16 protein-coding genes and 1 pseudogene are annotated in these 18,633 nt (G+C 37.4%); 10 read left to right on the top strand and 7 right to left on the bottom strand.

Going from position 1 to position 18,633, the window contains the following annotated elements:
• Positions 1-182: 182 nt before the first annotated feature.
• From CHI06_RS00205 to CHI06_RS00195, 3 genes and pseudogenes are all read right to left on the bottom strand, one after another.
• Positions 183-1,370, bottom strand: coding sequence for an amidohydrolase (locus tag CHI06_RS00205; RefSeq protein ID WP_095246434.1), 1,188 nt, complete (start codon positions 1,368-1,370; stop codon positions 183-185).
• 40 nt (positions 1,371-1,410) lie between these two features.
• A pseudogene (locus CHI06_RS00200) lies at positions 1,411-2,849 on the bottom strand (MFS transporter).
• 340 nt (positions 2,850-3,189) lie between these two features.
• A complete protein-coding gene (locus CHI06_RS00195; protein WP_095246404.1) occupies positions 3,190-3,846 on the bottom strand; it encodes a GNAT family N-acetyltransferase in 657 nt (218 codons plus the stop codon).
• A 187-nt stretch (positions 3,847-4,033) separates the two neighbouring features.
• On the opposite strand from CHI06_RS00195, the gene CHI06_RS00190 reads away from it, so the two are divergent.
• Together CHI06_RS00190 and CHI06_RS00185 are read left to right on the top strand one after the other, a co-directional pair.
• Positions 4,034-4,648: a TetR/AcrR family transcriptional regulator gene (locus tag CHI06_RS00190; RefSeq protein WP_095246403.1), complete on the top strand. Its 615-nt coding sequence runs from the start codon at positions 4,034-4,036 to the stop codon at positions 4,646-4,648.
• A gap of 25 nt (positions 4,649-4,673) precedes the next feature.
• Positions 4,674-6,188: a DHA2 family efflux MFS transporter permease subunit gene (locus CHI06_RS00185; RefSeq protein WP_095246402.1), complete on the top strand. Its 1,515-nt coding sequence runs from the start codon at positions 4,674-4,676 to the stop codon at positions 6,186-6,188.
• 63 nt (positions 6,189-6,251) lie between these two features.
• Here CHI06_RS00185 and CHI06_RS00180 read toward each other — a convergent pair whose 3' ends face one another.
• Together CHI06_RS00180 and CHI06_RS00170 are read right to left on the bottom strand one after the other, a co-directional pair.
• Entirely contained in the window at positions 6,252-6,518 is a 267-nt protein-coding gene (locus CHI06_RS00180) for a creatininase family protein (protein ID WP_095246401.1), read from the bottom strand.
• 457 nt (positions 6,519-6,975) lie between these two features.
• Complete coding sequence (locus CHI06_RS00170) at positions 6,976-7,839, bottom strand: metallophosphoesterase (protein WP_095246399.1); 864 nt, start codon at positions 7,837-7,839, stop codon at positions 6,976-6,978.
• Between the two features lie 217 nt (positions 7,840-8,056).
• On the opposite strand from CHI06_RS00170, the gene CHI06_RS00165 reads away from it, so the two are divergent.
• Positions 8,057-8,635: a class I SAM-dependent methyltransferase gene (locus CHI06_RS00165; RefSeq protein ID WP_179292492.1), complete on the top strand. Its 579-nt coding sequence runs from the start codon at positions 8,057-8,059 to the stop codon at positions 8,633-8,635.
• A 60-nt stretch (positions 8,636-8,695) separates the two neighbouring features.
• On the opposite strand, the gene CHI06_RS00160 is transcribed toward CHI06_RS00165, so the two are convergent.
• Positions 8,696-8,989, bottom strand: a complete 294-nt coding sequence (locus CHI06_RS00160) for a hypothetical protein (RefSeq protein ID WP_095246397.1) — start codon at positions 8,987-8,989, stop codon at positions 8,696-8,698.
• A 200-nt stretch (positions 8,990-9,189) separates the two neighbouring features.
• Between CHI06_RS00160 and CHI06_RS00155 the strand changes: the two genes are divergently transcribed.
• From CHI06_RS00155 to CHI06_RS00135, 5 genes are all read left to right on the top strand, one after another.
• Positions 9,190-9,840 (top strand): DUF2238 domain-containing protein, encoded by a 651-nt coding sequence (locus CHI06_RS00155; protein ID WP_095246433.1) that lies wholly within the window; start codon positions 9,190-9,192, stop codon positions 9,838-9,840.
• A 373-nt stretch (positions 9,841-10,213) separates the two neighbouring features.
• Positions 10,214-10,777, top strand: a complete 564-nt coding sequence (ahpC, locus tag CHI06_RS00150) for an alkyl hydroperoxide reductase subunit C (protein WP_095246396.1) — start codon at positions 10,214-10,216, stop codon at positions 10,775-10,777.
• Positions 10,778-10,795: 18 nt separating this feature from the next.
• The gene (ahpF, locus tag CHI06_RS00145) at positions 10,796-12,325 is read left to right on the top strand and encodes an alkyl hydroperoxide reductase subunit F (RefSeq protein WP_095246395.1); all 1,530 of its coding nucleotides are present in this window, start codon (positions 10,796-10,798) and stop codon (positions 12,323-12,325) included.
• Positions 12,326-12,528: 203 nt separating this feature from the next.
• Positions 12,529-13,614, top strand: coding sequence for a CapA family protein (locus tag CHI06_RS00140; protein ID WP_095246394.1), 1,086 nt, complete (start codon positions 12,529-12,531; stop codon positions 13,612-13,614).
• Between the two features lie 50 nt (positions 13,615-13,664).
• Complete coding sequence (locus CHI06_RS00135) at positions 13,665-14,771, top strand: UDP-N-acetylmuramoyl-tripeptide--D-alanyl-D-alanine ligase (RefSeq protein WP_095246393.1); 1,107 nt, start codon at positions 13,665-13,667, stop codon at positions 14,769-14,771.
• Between the two features lie 136 nt (positions 14,772-14,907).
• On the opposite strand, the gene CHI06_RS00130 is transcribed toward CHI06_RS00135, so the two are convergent.
• Complete coding sequence (locus CHI06_RS00130) at positions 14,908-15,768, bottom strand: DUF1002 domain-containing protein (RefSeq protein ID WP_095246392.1); 861 nt, start codon at positions 15,766-15,768, stop codon at positions 14,908-14,910.
• Between the two features lie 397 nt (positions 15,769-16,165).
• On the opposite strand from CHI06_RS00130, the gene CHI06_RS00125 reads away from it, so the two are divergent.
• The gene (locus tag CHI06_RS00125) at positions 16,166-16,819 is read left to right on the top strand and encodes a hypothetical protein (protein ID WP_095246391.1); all 654 of its coding nucleotides are present in this window, start codon (positions 16,166-16,168) and stop codon (positions 16,817-16,819) included.
• Between the two features lie 15 nt (positions 16,820-16,834).
• Entirely contained in the window at positions 16,835-18,040 is a 1,206-nt protein-coding gene (locus CHI06_RS00120; protein WP_095246390.1) for an efflux RND transporter periplasmic adaptor subunit, read from the top strand.
• The last annotated feature ends 593 nt before the right edge of the window (positions 18,041-18,633 follow it).

Below are 18,633 nucleotides of genomic sequence, written 5' to 3'. Positions count from 1 at the left end.
AATTTGAAGAGAAATAGGTTACCTTTCTCCTGTTAACATAGGAATTAAGTCCCTTAAAATTAAATATATACCAAAAAATTATTATTCTATGAATAATTAAACTTGTCGAAATGATCGAAAAAACAAAAGAATTACTGTCATTTAATAAGGATGGTGCAAGGTTGGCACCATCCTTATTACTTTTAGTTTAATTCATAATAACTGCAGACAACTTGCCCAACCGCTTTTGCAGCTACTAGGAGTGCCTCTTCATCGATATCAAATTTTGGATGATGATTGAAGTAAGGCTTTTCTACCCCTTTTGGTGTACAGGCAATGTAAAAGAAGCAGGCAGGGAATTTTTCAGCATAATAGGCAAAGTCTTCGGATGGAGCCATCGCCGGGAATTCCTTTACTTCTTTTATATCCGAATCGTTCATGCTTTGCAAGCTTTCCGCAACCATTGCCGTAAGCTCAGGGTCATTGTATAATGGCGGATAATCTGGAGTATACGTAAGCTCACAGGTTACGCCAAATTCTACTTCAATTCCTCTTACAATCCGCTTAACTTCTGTCTCAATCGTTTCTTTTGTTTCTACCGTCATATAGCGAATATCGCCTTCAAGTTCAACGCTGTCCTTGATCACGTTGAATGTCCCTTTTCCATCAAAAGATCCGATTGTAATAACACCCACATCGAATGGACTTAATCTGCGGCTAATAATGGTTTGAGCAGCTGTAACAAAATGTGCTGCGGCCACAATGGCGTCATTCGCAAGGTGAGGAGAGGAACCATGTCCACCTCTTCCTTGTACTTTCAATTTCATGTATGCTCGTCCATTGAAGGAGTACCCGGCATGATAACCTACTATCCCCGCAGGTCCCATTGGTAACAAATGAATGCCATAAACCGCATCTAAATCGTCAATCATGCCAGACTCGACAATACTTTTTGCTCCGCCTGGCGGGACCTCTTCAGCATGTTGGTGAATGATTTTGATGGTACCTGGGATGGAATCTTTTAATTGGATTAGGCAATCCGCCAACACTAACAAATAAGCCGTATGTCCGTCATGTCCGCACGCATGCATGACACCTTCATTCTTTGACTTAAAGGGCACATCCGCTTCTTCTACAATAGGAAGGGCATCAAAATCAGCACGAAGACCAATGGTTTTTCCAGGTTTTCCACCTTTAATCGTTACGATCATGCCGTAACCATTCCCAACATTCGTTTGGATGTCAACATCTTTCCCTTTATAAAAATCCGCAATGTACTGAGACGTTTTCTCCTCTTTAAAAGAGATTTCAGGATTTTCATGTAAATGGCGGCGGATTTGAATTATTTCTTCTTTTCGTGATTCTAACATTCCCATTAAATCGCTTTTCATCATTTTCGTCTCCCCTTTTGATGACAAAGAATTCTTTCAATTAGTGACTTCCAGTTGGTGTTGGTGTTGGTGTGCGTCTTGGTTTTTTCGTTGGAGCCTCTGATGGTTTTCCTGCACTACTAGGAACCATAATGATAATCGAAAGAATAGAAAGTATCCCAAAAATCACGTTTACAATGATCCCAATGGATGCTGCAGTCGATACACTTCCATTCGCTGCAATGGAACTATAAATCGTTGCGGAAATGGCAACACCGAACGCACCGCCAAGTGAACTTGCCATTTTATAAACCCCTGCAGCTTCACCCACTTTGTTGGATGGCGCATTGGATACAGATGTATCTGTAGACGGCGTCGCATATATTCCAAGTCCAAGACCAAATAAAGCAAAGCCAATAAATACGACAACGGTATAAGCAAAATCAGGCAAGAACGTTAAACCCATAAGGGCTACACCAACTGTAGTAATGATAGCGCCCCAAATCATTGGTAATTTCGCACCCACTCTTTGCAGGATTTTCTCTCCGACACGAATCATGGCAAGGACGGCTATTAAATATCCAATGGATAGCATCCCTGACTGAAAGGCAGTGAATCCTCGACCGACTTGAACATACGTATTTGCAACAACGAGCGTTCCCGCTACCGCATTTAACAAAAAGTTTGAGTATGTGGCACCAGCGTAAGGTTTATTTTTAAATTAAGAGAAATCAATCAGTGCGATGTCTTTCTTTTTTTCAACTTTGAAGAAGACAAAAGCTCCAATAATGGTAACAATGGCAGCGATGATGGAAGTTGGGCTTGTCCAGCCTAAGTCCCCGCCGAAAGTAATAAAAACGTTTAATGCGATCATCGTGACGATAAAGATCGCTAAACCACTATAATCGAATTTAAACGCACCGGTTCCTTCCGCTTTGCTTTCAGGTGTATCTTTAATCAGCCACATGGCGAGGAGGGCAAAACCAATCGAGAAGATAAAAATCCATCTCCATCCCATATACGTTGCAATGGCACCACCAGCAAACGAACATACCCCAGAACCGCCCCAAGATCCAATCGACCAGAAAAACTAAGGGCACGTTGTCTGTCTTTTCCGTCAAAGTAAGCCTTCATTAAGGCTATCGTTGCTGGCATAATACAAGCTGCGGAAAGCCCTTGAATGATACGTCCGATAATTAACAATGTCGCGCCTTGCGCTACCACTAGGCAAAGAGAACCAACAACGCTTAAAATTAACCCGAGATAGGTAATTTTTTTACGGCCAATTTTATCTGCGAGTCCACCAGCAGCTACGATAAACATTCCGGAGAATAAAGCGGTTAAGCTGATGGCTATATTCAGCGTTCCGGATGAGATCCCCAAATCTTTTTGAACGGCCGGGACCACATTGACCATTGCTTGTGCAAATAGCCAAAATGTGATAACCCCGAACACAATTCCTGTGATCATTTTATCTGTACCTTTATAACTTGTCTCCATGAGGTGCCTCCTATGATGTAATAAGTCCCTGTTATTTTTAGAATGCACCTACCCGAAAAACAGTAGTCAAAAATGTAAAGTGAAGGCAGACCATTAATTCCTTCAAAGCAAATTAACATGATCACATCTAGGGGGTTTTAAGAGATAAGCTATTGGTCATGAGCACATAACCTACACGCTGAATCGCTTTAGATTCCATAATAATAAACAGCTCCCATTGAACTCGTTTTATTAAGAATCTGTGTTACTTGTCAAAAGATAGTAATAATTCTCCAACCATTTTGATTATCGGTCCAAAAAAAAAATAAAGGTCTATACTTCTCGTAAGAGAGATAAACCTTTATTTTCTTAGCCTATCTAAATATAAAAGTCCATCTTCGATTAATGTGTAAAATTCCATTAAGATGTAGTCTTTATGTTTTATATCTGAGTGGATGTAATGAAATACTTCTGAGATTGCTTCTTGGATTTGTTCCTTAGGCAGTTTTTCAACATCGGGACTTGGCCAAAAATAAAGGTACATGGGAAGTCCGCCATCTTTTGTTGGTAATTGATAAGGGATAGGTAACCTTTTCGCCCCTAATCTTTCGTAAAAGCGGATTCTTCTTAGTTGATTTTCTCTCGTAAATCCTTCTTTTTCCTCCGGCATTTCTACTTCTATAAATATTCCGCCGCTAAACCCATTTTGTTTCCATTTAGTAAGTTTCTTAAATAAAAGAGCTCCATACCCTGAGCCACGAAATTGGTCATCGATGGCCATATAATCAAGCCAAATCGATTGTAACCGATCGAACTCATAGATAAAGGCATAGCCAACTTCTTCATTCGTTATAGGATCCTTTGCCAACAGTAACTTGTATCTCGTTTTTGACATCAGCAGCTTAAGATGCTCATAGCCTTTTAATTCCTCGCTTGCAAAGTCAGCTGTAAATCGCTGATAAACTTTCTTTAAATCATGGATCGTTCCTTCTACTATTTCTATTTCAGTGACCCCCATTTAGCCCTATCTCACTTCTTCCAATCTAGCAGTCTATTTATTATTTTAACATACTAGAACTTTTTCATATAACGAGCTTGATATGACACGCTGTCATTTTTTTGTTAACTTTATGACACGGTGTCATATACAATCCTTTAGTACCCAATTGTGACACAATGTCACATCTCATGATAGGAGAATGAAAATGCCAAAACAAACGTTTTTTCACTTATCAAATGATAAAAAGGACACGTTAATTCACGCTGCAAAACAAGAATTTTCCAGAGCGCCGCTACATGAAGCATCCATTGCGAATATTATCAAAAGTGCTGGAATTCCAAGGGGCAGCTTTTATCAATATTTTGAGGATAAAGAGGATTTATTTTATTACTTGTTAAATCAATTAGCTGAAAAGAATAATCAACGATTTATTTCCGTTCTCAATGAGAAAAACGGAGATTTATTTGAGACGTTTATTGCTACTTTTCAATTCATGATAGAGGTCCATAGAAACGAAGAACACAATAACTTTTTTAAAAATGTTTATTTAAATATGAACTACAAACATGAAAAAACCTTAGCGAAAGATGTTTATGAGGAAAATCAGAAAAGCCAGTTTCTCAATACCCTTAAATTAATTGATACAAGCAATTTAAACATCCAGGATGAACACGAATTGCATCATGTATTAAAAATTCTGATGGGCGTAACCTTTCAAAATATTGTTCAACTTTTCGTGAGGGAATATTCAGGTGAAGAAGCACTAAGAAATTATTTGGTACAAATGGACCTGCTCAAAAGAGGGTTACAGAAAAATTAACGAACCAAAAGGGGATAGAAAATATATGGATACAACGTTACAAAAAAAACCACCATACTTAATGATTGCGATTTTATTTGTTGGGGCATTTGTCTCCTTTTTAAATAACTCGCTATTAAATGTCGCACTGCCTTCAATCATGGTTGATTTAGGGATCAAAGATTATTCAACCGTACAGTGGCTAGCTACAGGCTATATGCTCGTGAGCGGAATCTTAATTCCTGCATCAGCCTTTTTATTAGTTCGCTTTTCGAACCGCAGTTTATACATTGCGTCAATGCTACTCTTCACGTTTGGTACAGCAGTAGCCGCATTTGCGCCGAACTTTGGTTTCTTATTGACGGGGCGCATGATTCAGGCAGCAGGTTCTTCTGTAATGGGACCACTATTAATGAACATTATTTTAGTCAGCTTCCCACGTGAAAAACGTGGTGCCGCAATGGGGATATTCGGTTTAGTTATGATTACAGCACCCGCAATCGGACCAACACTTTCCGGTTACATCGTAGAATACTATGACTGGCGCCTATTGTTTGAAATGATTTTACCTTTAGCTGTTATTAGTTTAGTATTGGCAGTTTGGAAGCTTGAAAACGTCATGGAGCAAAACAAAAAGGCAACATTGGATTACTTTTCCGTTGTCTTATCCTCCATCGGTTTTGGCGGATTACTCTATGGTGTCAGCTCTGCAAGCGCAAAGGGCTGGACAGATACCATTGTCTTAACCACCATTATCGTTGGCGCAATCGCCCTAGCCGCTTTCATTATTCGCCAATTAAAAATGGATGAACCACTATTAGATTTACGTGTTTACAAATACCCAATGTTTGCCCTTGGATCGGTGATTGCGATCGTAAACGCCGTAGCCATGTTCTCAGGGATGATCTTAACGCCTGCATATGTACAAAATGTTCGTGGTATATCACCACTAGACTCCGGTTTAATGATGCTGCCGGGTGCGATTGTGATGGGGATTATGATGCCAATCACCGGGAAACTATTCGATAAATTTGGACCGCGATTACTAGCGGTAGTTGGGCTAGCCATTACGGGTGTATCAACGTATATGCTGGCACACTTACAAAATGATTCAACTTATACCTATATTATCCTTATCTACACAGTCCGAATGTTGGGGATGTCCATGGTTATGATGCCGATCATGACAAACGGGTTAAATCAATTACCAACCGTTTTAAATCCACATGGTACAGCCATTAACAACACGGCTCAGCAAGTGTCCGGTTCCCTTGGTACGGCTATTCTCGTAACCATTATGAACTCCGTGACAAAAACAGAAGCCCAGAATTTAATGACCGGTGTCGACCCAGCCACCCTGACAGAAGCTTCAACCGCTTTATTAACACAGCAAGCTTTACTAGCCGGGATTCAATATTCATTCTATGTAACATTTGCGATTAATATCGTGGTTCTCATTTTAGCCTTATTTGTTAAACGCGTCGATACTAGTGCAGACGTCGTTCAAAAACTAGAGCAACAGGGCAGCACTCAAATGAAAGTAGCAGCACATTCAAATTAACAAAAAAAACTCCACCTAGCCAATTGGTCTAGGTGGAGTTTTTTCACACGACTTGTTATTTGTTTATTTAAGCTCTTCCGCCTGGCAAATGCGCCCCGTATTTAGGAAGAATACTATCCTTCGTATAAACATCCACTTGACGAAGTGTTTCAACGACCGCCTGCATGTCCAATGCCTTTTAGCAATCGCTTCTGCTAAAACCGTTTCAGCATCTAGCGGCAAAGCTCCATGGGTTTCGGTTACTCCAACTGGAACATAGATAATATCATTTCGATCTAAATACTCTTCGACTTCCCCATTTGTCATTTTTGAAAGGAATCTAGTACACATCTGAACCTCTCCTATCATTCTATTTAACAAGGATTCACGATTGAAGGACTCGTCAACAGACGAGTTCTTTTTCAAACCTTATATTAAGAAAAACAGCTTGGACGAATAGCCATTTGGATTCTAAAATGGAAACTTATGCACAATTAATAAAGAGAACAGTTCCTCTAGGAAACTCGCCAAAACTCGAAGGCAATGGACTGCTGTACTTAACAGTAGAGGGCTACCTATCAGATGTGTTCAATCATAAATTTTCTAGGAAAAAAGAAGTTCATTTTTTCCCTGCTCAGAGATAGGAAGAATTGACGTTTTCCCAAAATTTGTTTTCGGCTAAAATAGATACATTCACAAAACTCAGACAAATTCTTAGAGGATTTTACATTTGCACAATAAATTAAAAGGCTGTTGAACGTGGGTTCAACAGCCTTTTTTATTGATGAAATGGATATAGACTTATGTCTTAAACAGCCGCCTGGACCTCTTTCTCTCGCATTTTTTTGTTTAAAGAAAGCTGGTGGAGGGTTATTTCCGGACGACTTCCGAGTCTGATATTAATAGAAGTTTGCCCTAATCCTTCACTGATATAAAAAGGTTTATCCTCATGATAATGCAACCCTTTAATCATATTCATCTGCATCATGGTCCTTCCCAATTTTGCGAGATGGTACGGTTTAGGCCAGTATATTTGACCGCCATGGAAATGGCCTGATAATAGATAATCGAAATCCCAATCCTTCATACTTAGAACAATATTAGGGTCATGAGTTAAAACTAAATGGTATCCGTCCATTATGCCTGAGTAAGATGATTGCAAATTACTTCTTTTTGTGTGTAAATCGTCAATACCAATAATATGAACTGGGCTTCCTTCAACCATAATAGTATCATTTTCATTTTGAAGCGTTTTACAGCCATGTAATTCCAACGTATTTCTTAATCGTTCAAAGTCCACTTGTTTTAATTTGTAATCATGATTTCCAAACACGACGTAAACTCCATAACATGGGTTTAACTTGTTAAAAACGTTTAAATAAGGAATGAGCTTTGGAATACTGCGTTTTTTATCAAGATAGTCCCCCGTTAAAGCGATTAAATCAATTTTCTCTCCCGCTAGCTTGTTATAGAGTTGTTCAGGAGAAACAGAAATTTTTTCTAAATGCATATCTGAGATGTGTAAAATATTTAAATGAGGTCCTTGCAACTGATCAGAATCTATATGTGATAAATGAACTTTATTTAAAATAACTTTATGAGTATTTTGGTATGCCCTATAGAAAAGGAGTAAAATACTTAAAAATACCAGAATAAAAAAGAATAATATCAATTATATCTCCTCCTTCCATCCTATTATAAAGAAATTAAAAGAAATAGTTAGCGGGAATTAATGGAGGAAAAGGAAAGAGGAAAATTTTTAATATTTATTACCAATTTTTACCTCTCACGAATGTTATGTAAAAAGCATAAAAAGGCTGCTTCCTTCTAACTATAATATTGTTCTTTCAGAAGAAGAAACTATTAATTTAAAGTGCAGGTGCTTCGGATTGCAGCTATCACCGAGAATTTATCACTCATTGATTCGACCTAAATGGTTCACTAAATTCTATATTCAAAACCATATTCAGCGGCATTTTAATTTTTCAGATAAAAAAGTGTTAGATTTTGGGGCAGGTACCGGGGCAAACAGCACCCTATGTACACCTGATCATTATTTTGGGATCGATCCAGATAGCTACAGGATTGAATTTGCCAAAAGATTGTATAACGATTACCGTTTTGAAACGTTTAAGGGAAACGAACTTCCCGCAGACAACCACAGCTTTGATTATATTTTAATTATTGCTGTCCTGCACCATATCCCTCCAGAAATGGTTTATGATTATATAAAAGAATTCAAGCGAGTCTTAAAACCGGATGGGAGAATCGTTGTGATAGAACCTTGCTTGTTTGAAAAGTCTCCTATCAGTAATTGGTTTATGAGAACGAATGATAAAGGCGATTATATTTTACGGGAAGAAGATTATCTAAATTACTTTACAAAGGAAAAATTCCATTGCCAGGTTCTAAAAAAATATAAAAAGTGTTTTTTTTACAATGAGCTATATTTTTCAGCTTCATTATAATGACATGGAAAAAAAGCAGAAATTCCATCCTAACGGCGGAGTTCCTGCTTTTTTGTTCTTCTATTTGTTTTTAAAAGAGTTTTTGTTGGGTATTAATTCCTTTGAAAACTCCATTAAATTTGCCATTTTGTGCATCGGGATAATATTTTTGAATCGAGAATTATTCATTACGTTTTGAACTGAATTCGGCATATTTCTGTTTCTATTTCTTCTAAATCCATATGCTGCTGCGCTCAATCCCAAACCCAAAATAGACGCCCATATCATTCCTCGATTATTTCTTCTTCTGCCAAACATCTTTAAAATATTCTGTTTTCTCCCTATTTTGTAAAGCACAGTTATCCAGTTATTCAACGTCAAACACTCCCTCGATAGAGAACTTGGAAAGAAAAATTTATCACCTTCCATATTCTATTATTCCATTCACGGGTTTTAGCATGCTGGCAATGTTTTGCTATGGACTTAACTTTCAAAAATGGCTTCGAAAAATGAGATTGCGCCAATATCGCTTTTTAGGTTAATAAATGAAATACTGGACAACCTATAAAAAATTAATGGGATATAAAGGAGTGAACAAAGAAGTGAAAAGATATAGAAGCTGTACAACCATTCATATACTATTGCTATTGATTGTTATAGCAGTTTTTATTTGGTCCGTTATTAAGCCAGAACGATATGTAACATGGACGTTGGAAGTACTTCCTGCCGTTGTGATCATAATCATCGCATTGACTACATATCATAAGTTTCGACTCACTACACTTTCCTATTTCATTATCGCAATTCTTTCGATTATTATGTTCATAGGCGGCCATTATACCTATTCAAAGGTTCCCCTTTTTAATTGGATAAAAGATTATTTTGATCTAAATAGGAATCACTATGATAGGTTTGGACATTTACTAAAGGGTTTGTTTACGATTGTGATAAGAGAAATATTAATGCGAAAAACCCCGTTAACAATTGGATGGTGGCTATATTTCGTTACCTTAAGTTTTTCATTGGCCATTGGAGCTTTATATGAAATAATTGAATGGCTGTCAACAAAAATCGACGTAGGCGGAAAAGCTACCGAAGAGTTTTTAGGAATGCAAGGTGATATTTGGGATGCACAGTGGGATATGTCGTTAACCTTAATTGGCTCTATCCTTGCACTACTTATCTTTTCAAACCTTCATAACAAGCTGTTAGGAAAAAAAGAATAAAAAGTCCTCTTTAAAATAATCCTTGTACTTCTAGCTTATAAGAATCGCAGCCCAACAAAAAGCCCCCTTAATATTAACTCTGTAACACCAATGTAACATTTCCATTTAGCAAAAAATAAAAACACTGCAAAACCTTTATCTACTAAGGGATTGCAGTGTTTTTTTAATTAATTTACGTTTTTATAAAGGTGTGTCAAAAAATGTTCTAAAAAAAGTAATCTTTCATGTTGACAAGACCATGGTTTTTATATGATAATAAACATTGTATTAGAATTATTCTAATTTAGTTATTAATATTTGTTGTGAACAATTCTCACAACCAGGGAAAAATGCAGTTCAATTTTTCCTAACAAATTCTAGGAGGAAATAGATTATGTCATTAATTGGAAAACAGGTATCAGAATTCAACGCAAATGCTTATTTTAACGGAGATTTTATCACTGTGAGCGATGCAAACTTTAAAGGTAAATGGAGTGTAGTTTGCTTCTACCCTGCAGATTTCACATTCGTATGCCCTACTGAATTAGAAGACCTTCAAAACGAATACGCAACTCTTAAAGATCTTGGTGTAGAAGTATATTCTGTTTCTACTGATACACATTTCACACATAAAGCATGGCACGATACATCAGAAACAATCGGCAAAATCCAATACGTTATGATTGGCGACCCTAACCAAAAGCTTTCTCGCATCTTTGATGTTCTTGACGAAGAAGAAGGTCTTGCACAACGCGGAACTTTCATCATCGATCCAGACGGTGTCGTAACAGCTATGGAAATCAATGCAGACGGTATTGGCCGTGACGCAAGCACGCTTGTTAACAAAATTAAAGCAGCACAATATGTTCGCAACAATCCAGGTGAAGTTTGCCCGGCAAAATGGCAAGAAGGTTCTGCAACACTAAAGCCAAGCCTTGACCTAGTAGGAAAAATTTAAGTTTAAGGAGTAGATAAAATGTTACTAGATGCAGATATAAAAGCACAGTTATCCCAGTATCTTCAACTGATGGAAGGCGAAATCCTTCTTAAAGTCAGCGCAGGAACCGATGACGTATCTCGCGACATGCTGCTATTAATTGATGAATTGGCAACCATGTCCAAAAACATTAAGGTTGAAAAAACAGAACTAGAGAGAACACCAAGCTTTAGTGTGAATCGCATCGGTGAAGACACTGGTGTAACATTTGCTGGTATTCCTCTAGGACATGAATTCACTTCCTTAGTATTGGCTCTCTTGCAAGTTAGCGGAAGAGCACCAAAGGTTGATCTAAAAGTAATCGACCAAATTAAAGCCATTAAAGGCGAATATCGCTTTGAATCATACATTAGCTTAACTTGCCACAACTGTCCTGATGTTGTACAAGCCTTGAACATCATGAGCCTTCTCAACCCTGGTATTTCTCATACTATGATTGATGGTGCAGCGTATAAAGCTGAGGTTGAAGGCAAGAACATTATGGCTGTGCCAACGGTTTTCCTAAATGGGGAAAACTTTGGCGGCGGCCGTATGACGATTGAGGAAATCCTTGCTAAAATGGGTTCTGGCACAGATGCTTCCGAGCTTTCTGACAAGGAACCATTTGATGTTCTAGTTGTCGGCGGCGGACCTGCTGGTGCGAGTGCAGCGATCTATGCAGCTCGTAAAGGCATTCGTACAGGTATCGTTGCTGAACGCTTTGGCGGTCAAGTGATGGATACAATGGGTATCGAGAACTTTATCGGTACGAAATATACTGAAGGTCCTAAAGTGGCAGCAAGTCTTGAAGAGCATGTCAAAGAATATGACATTGATGTAATGAATCTACAGCGTGCAAAGCGTTTAGAAAAGAACGAATTTGTAGAAGTTGAACTCGAAAACGGCGCTATTTTAAAAAGTAAAACCGTTATTCTTTCAACTGGTGCACGCTGGCGTAATGTCGGCGTCCCAGGTGAAGCCGAGTTCAAGAACAAAGGTGTAGCTTATTGCCCACACTGTGATGGTCCATTGTTTGCCGGAAAACGCGTAGCTGTTATTGGCGGCGGTAATTCTGGTATTGAAGCGGCCATCGACCTTGCAGGAATCGTCAAGCATGTAACGGTTCTTGAGTTTGCAGCTGAGTTAAAAGCAGATGCGGTACTGCAAGAACGTCTACACAGCCTGCCAAATGTGACTGTAATACTGAATGCTCAAACAAAAGAAATCACTGGTACTGACAAGGTAGATGGTATTTCTTATATGGATCGTGAAACAGAAGAAGTTAAACATATTGAATTAGAAGGTATTTTCGTTCAAATCGGTCTTGTTCCAAACACTGATTGGTTGGGCGAAGGTATGGAACGTACTCGTATGGGTGAAATCGTTGTCGATAAGCATGGTGCTACAAGCATCCCTGGCGTATTTGCCGCAGGTGACTGTACAGATAGTGCTTACAAGCAAATCATCATTTCGATGGGATCAGGTGCTACTGCAGCCTTAGGTGCATTCGATTATTTAATTCGAAATTAATGTTATCTTTAAAAAAGAGAAAGTCGCTTTGCTACCTGACAGCAAAGCGACTTTCTCTTTTATCCAAACAGTTCTTCTATAGCAGTGGCAGAGAATAATATGTTTCGCTGATAAACTACACCTTAAAATAGGACAAACCCATACACCACTTTTATCCAATAGACATATCATATTTTAACGAATGTCTTAAGAAGGCGAGGAAAATGATGACTACCATTAATATTGCTGCAGTTGGGGATATTCTTATGTGGGAAAGGCAAATAGAATCGGCTAAACTTACCAATGGTAAGTACTCCTTTGATGACATGTTCAAGGAAGTAAAACCCTATCTAAGCCAGGCAGACCTTACCATTGGAAATCTGGAAACAACCTTCTTCGGAAGAGAACAGAATTATATCCAAAGACAGCAGAAAACGCTCTGGCCACTTTTTAATTGCCCCGATGAATTAGCAGGAACATTAAAAAACAGCGGATTTGATGTGTTGACGACGGCCAATAATCATTGTTTGGATCGTGGAGTTACCGGATTAAAACGGACGCTCGATATCCTCGATCAGCACCAAATTCTTCATACAGGGACTTTTCGTTCTAAGACCGAATCCCAAAACTTTTTAATTACAAATGTTAAGGGAATTTCCATCGGAATATTATCGTTTACCTATGGAACCAACGTTGCACTTAATCAGGGTGATCCACCATGGCTAGTAAACTACATGACAACCGATGTAGAAACAAATATTAGTAAGTTAAGAAAACAGGTTGATGTACTTATCGTTTGTTTGCACTTTGGAATAGAATTCAAAAGATATCCCAGTTTAGTGCAAAAGAAATGGGTGAAAAACTGCTTTGCGTTTGGGGCGGATGTCATTTTAGGAGTTCATCCCCATGTTATTCAGCCGTTTGCCTTAGAACAAATAAAGGATAGAGAAGGAATAACAAAGCCGCGGTTTGTTATTTATTCGTTAGGTAATTTTATTTCCGACCGCTTTGGTAATTATGTTCCGAACCGAAGGGGAAAATTCATTCCGGAACGTCTTCAGAATATCCATAATGACAGCGGACTGATCCTAAACTTAAAGATCACGAAGGATAAACAAGGAGACACTCGCATTACAGATTTCTCCTATGTCCCAACATGGGTCCATTTGAATAAAAACGACGGTATCAAATTCTCCGTTTTACCTGTTCAAATTCCTAGTCCGTATGATGTAACCTCTACTGATATCGAAACCATAAAACAAGTATGGGAAAATACGACTTCGCATTTAAAAGGGAAAGTAGAATTCTAAATTTACAAGTTTTATAGCCAATCCACTTTAGATAAAAGGGAAGTATTTGTATGGATGAAAATCATCAGAAACGGTCAATTATTGCCATTACAGGAAGTGCTGGTAAAACAACAACCAAAGAGTTGATTGCCTCTATTTTAAGTAGACGCCTGAAAATATTGAAAAGCAAAAGAAATCTTAACTTGCCCAAATATACAGAGAATTACGCCAAGTCTATTCTGCCTGCCCATCAAGCGTTAGTGCTAGAATATGGCATGCTGAAAGCAGGAGATATCAGAAAGCACTGCAGTATTATTCAACCAAATATAAGCATCATCACAACGATTGGGAATGCACATATTGGGAATTTTAATAGTAGTATTGTAGAATTAGCCCGTGCCAAATCAGAAATTATTGAAGGAATGGACCCGCTCGGAAGGTTATATATAAACGCGGATGATACTAATTCAAAGTTGCTGGTCACAGATTCATTTAAAGGCAAGATTGCAACAGTCGGGATCAAAGAAAAGGCAGATTATCAGGCAAGGAATGTCACTTATAGTAATGTGGGAATGAATTTTCAAGTTAAAATGGATGGAAGTATCCATAATTTCTCCGTACCACTTTACGGGCTTCATAACATTTACAATGCTTTGTTCTCCATCGCTGTAACCCACCAATTAGGTTTTACCCCAAAAGAAATGCAGCAAGGATTTAACTTTTCAAATCAGATTCTTAGAAATTCGAGGAGGTTATTTGTCTATCGTATTGCGAACAATGTTCAAATCATTGATGATACATGGAGTGCCAATCCCCAAGCAACGAAAGCAGCCCTTGATGTTCTAGAAAACCTCGGAAAGAATAATAATATAGCCGTTCTTGGAAACATGTTGGAGTTAGGTGGTTATACAGCAGATGGTCATAAGGAAGTGGGCGAATATCTCACGAAAAAAAAGGTCCATACACTCTTTACCTATGGGGACTATGCAAAAAACATTGCCGACGCTGCCATTCAATCCGGATTTCCAAAAGAAAAGGTATTTCACTTTATCGAGATCAATTCTCTAAATATGGCCCTAATAAGGACCCTTACTCCAGGAACAACCGTCCTTATTAAAGGTTCACATTCACTTAAAATGAACCGGACTGTTCGATATCTGCGTTCATTTTATAAATGATAAAGGAATTCGAATCGATGTCCTTATTTCTTCTATGCAGGAAGAGAATTTTCGATAATTAGTCTGCGATTTGTCGCTCTTTCCAACAAAAGAGCCCCTTCTTAATTGAGAGGGGCTCAAAAGTTTCATCTTATGTTCATTTAACAAAGAGGGTACGAACCTCATCAAATGAGCTATTTAAGAAATCTTGCAGTCTCTGTAAAAATGACTGCCCTTCTTCTGATTGCAAAAATGTAGAGATTTCACTTAATTGCTCTTTTACCTGGTTCCAGTCAATATCCATCGCCTTCAGACCGTTAAAGAATTCTACTAACCTATCTAACTCTGCATCTGTTAACGTAATCCCAAGCTCTGCGGCCACTTGTTCAATTAACGCACGCAAGTCAGCTTCAGTTTTCGGTTCATTCTTGGCGATTTCTTCTTTGACTTTTCCCATGAGAACAGCAGCATTGTCGGCACCGATCGAGTCACCGAGCTGTGCGGTCTTCACCAATTCCTCATTCGCCGCTTTTTTGATTTCTTCCGGAATTTCTTTATTCGTTGTTGCTTCATAAGCTTTCATAATTCCTGTCAAAGCAGCTGTACCGGAAACATCAAACGGAGCGGAAATCCTTATAGCTGCATCCTTTACACCGGCTGTAGTCAAGGCATTGATATACATTTCATCCGTAACCCATGTAATATTGTTCGTTTGCACTTCTAACCCGGAATCCTTCGCACCCATGGTTATGCTCGCGGATGAAATCGCACGTGATCCAATTTGTGCCTTAGGAATAAACTCCCCTAAATAATCATGCTCTTCTTGATTGGATACCGTAATCATCTGTGCATTTTCCGGTACCCCTAACTCTGCTAACAAATCACTTTTTTGCTGTTCCGTTAGGTTTTCCCCTAAAGAAACTATCGTATCTCCTTCTACTGCATCTGCAAAACTAATAGAAGGAACTGCTACTAGCATCATTATCGTAAGCAACATCGCACGTAATTTTCGTTTCATAAAATGACCTCCTTTAATACATGCAGCCATTCAGATAAGAATCGCTCATGTTCCGCCAATTTATATTTGAAAAATTGGCTTTGCATAATCTTAACATAGCTTTTCAGTATTTCATGAAAAGAATGGATAACATTTATGCTAATTCTATTAAGACTATTACATAGTAGATAGTAATGTTACAGCAATAAGATGAAACCACAACCAAGCTTACTAAATATAGCTTTTGTATTGCAAAACTACTTTAGAGGAGATGATTGGTGCCAAAGTTTGCGGACGAAATGATAGAAACACCTATTAGCCCCTTAAAAGATAGGAAGAATTTACGTTTCTCAAAAATTTTTTATCGGTTACTATAGAAGCATTCATAAAATTACGACAAATTCTTGGAGGATTCTACATGTATTTTCGCGTTCAGCTGCTTCGGGGACTTTATCAATCGCACAGATGCTCTCACCAAATGAAGGAAGCAGAGCAAATCAAGGGAATTTGGACACGTTCAGCACTCTTATTGTTTACTAGTTTGATCCTTTTCAGTATTAGCGCCTATTTTGGTATAGGAAATGAATCTCTTTCAAAGACAATCTATGATCTATCACCAAATGAGTTTGAAACAATCAAAGCGTTATTTGGAATCGGACAAGTAATCCAAGGGATATTAGGTTCGATTCTCTTACTATTTCCCCCTGCTTTATATTTCTGGGTATTTACTCATGTAGATTATAAAAAACTAGTCATCATGCAGTTGTTTATTTTAACCATTTATCTAATCGAACAAGCTTTAAGTATACCCTTTCACATAGTTGGACTGGATCTGGTCTCGTTGCCTTTTTCTTTTGGAGTTATCGCTCAATATTTAACAGACTACGAGTTGATCATAAACTTTTTTTCAACGATCACTCTTTTTAAAATTTGGTCGATTATTCTTCAAACTACATTTATAAAAGTTCTTTCAGAAAAAAGCACAAAGATTAGTCTGCTCATTGTCATCCCTATCAATCTATTTATTTGGATTTTTATAGCTCTTTTTCCATACATAAAAGAATTACTATAAAGGAGGTTCCCCCCATTGAATTGGAAGAAATGGACCATTACGGTCTTCATAACATTTTTTTTGGCATTGAATTTTTTTCTGACATTCAAAAAAGACAATAAAATTACGAAAGTGAATTACATAGATGAATGGACAGCTGTAAAGGAACAAAATTTGGTCCAAGCAAAAAAGAAAACGGGTGTCATTACCCCATCAGAAGAGCAATTTGTCTACTTCGATGACAAAAATGGACAGTTCCAGGAGTTTCTTGTGAAAAAAGGTGAAAAAGTTCAAGAAGGAACGCCGCTGTTTAAATATTCCTCTACCGATATTGAGTCAAGCAAAGCAAAACTGGAAGTGGAAATCACAAGGTTAGAAAGTGAATTAGGCATTATTGAAGAAAATATAGCTCAATTGGAATCATTAAAAACCGATCTTTCAATAGGGCTAGAAAATGAAGAGGAAGTTGCTTCTAATGACAGGATGCTCATAGAAGCAGAAATATATGATAAAGAATTACAAATGGGCAGAATTGAAAGCGAAATAGAAAAATACAAAACTCTTATTGACAGCAAAGGTAAAAGTTTAGACAATCTCGTTGTAAAGAGCAATATTTCAGGAGTCATCATAGAGATAAGTCATCATTTAAAAAATCCGCTCATCACCATTTCTTCAGATCAACAACAGGTTGAAGGAATCCTGGAAGAGGATGAAGTTCTGAAAATTAAAGAGGGAATGAAGGTTGATGTGACTTCTCCTGCTCTAAAAAAGAAAATTGAAAGTACCATCACGGAGATATCTTCGAACCCTATTAATCAGCCAAAAGTAAATAAGAAAAGTCAATACGGTTTTTCTGTCCCATTAAAAGAAGGCACCGAAGAAGAAATAGTCAACGGCACTCATGTCAATCTGAACATAATTAAAAAAGAAGTAAATAATGTACTGACTGTCCCACGTATATCTATTAAAAAAATAGTGGCTAAATCCTATATCTATGTATTGCAGCAAGATGGAACCATTGAAAAGCGAACCATTCAAAAAGGTATTCACGTAAACCAAGTACAAGAACTGAAGGCAGGAGTCGAAAAAGGGGAACTAATCGTTTTTCAACCATCTACTCTAAAAAATAATGTTCCATTTTTTACGCCAATAAATACGAAGCAAATAGAAACAGAATTAATTGGAAAAATGGGAGAAAAAGAGATTATTCGATACATAGGAAGAGGATTTTTAACTAACTAAATGCTTCTCTATTAAAAATATATCGTAAATCCCATATTCATAGGCAATTTTAAAGGAATCCGTTTTGAAAATTTTGATCAAAACGGATTCTTTCTTTGTAATTTAGTATTCAGTTTAATAAAAAGGTTTAATCATTTAAAATTTTCCAATAAAGTATTTAATTTAAATTCTCCTAAAAAACTTTTGTTTAATAAAAATAAATTATCTTTTCTGAAATATGCTCAATACATAGATTAATAGGGGGACGGCAAGAAATCGCCATCCCCCCTAGAACTAATAAATTACAAGGTTTTTTAAGTAACTAAAAGAAGCCTTCCTTAGTGGAGCGCAAATCAACAGCCAAGCTTAACAGAGCCAAAAAATAAAGAATAGACTTCTCTTTTAAATAACCGCACAAAACTCGAGTCGTCTTTTCTCTACCCCTTTAATAATTAATTGATAATAACATCATATCTAGATAGGCTTATAAATTATTGGATAAAGCGGAACATAAACTTATCTTAATTAGAGAGTTTTTATGGAGAAAAAGAAAAAGACCGTAATCAATTGAATTGATTTCGGTCTTTTCTAAATATGTAAATTAGAAAAAGGAA

The organism is Bacillus sp. 7884-1 (genome assembly GCF_002272245.1).
Taxonomy (GTDB): Bacteria; Bacillota; Bacilli; order Bacillales; family Cytobacillaceae; genus Neobacillus.
This window is presented reverse-complemented; position numbering and strand designations above follow the sequence as displayed.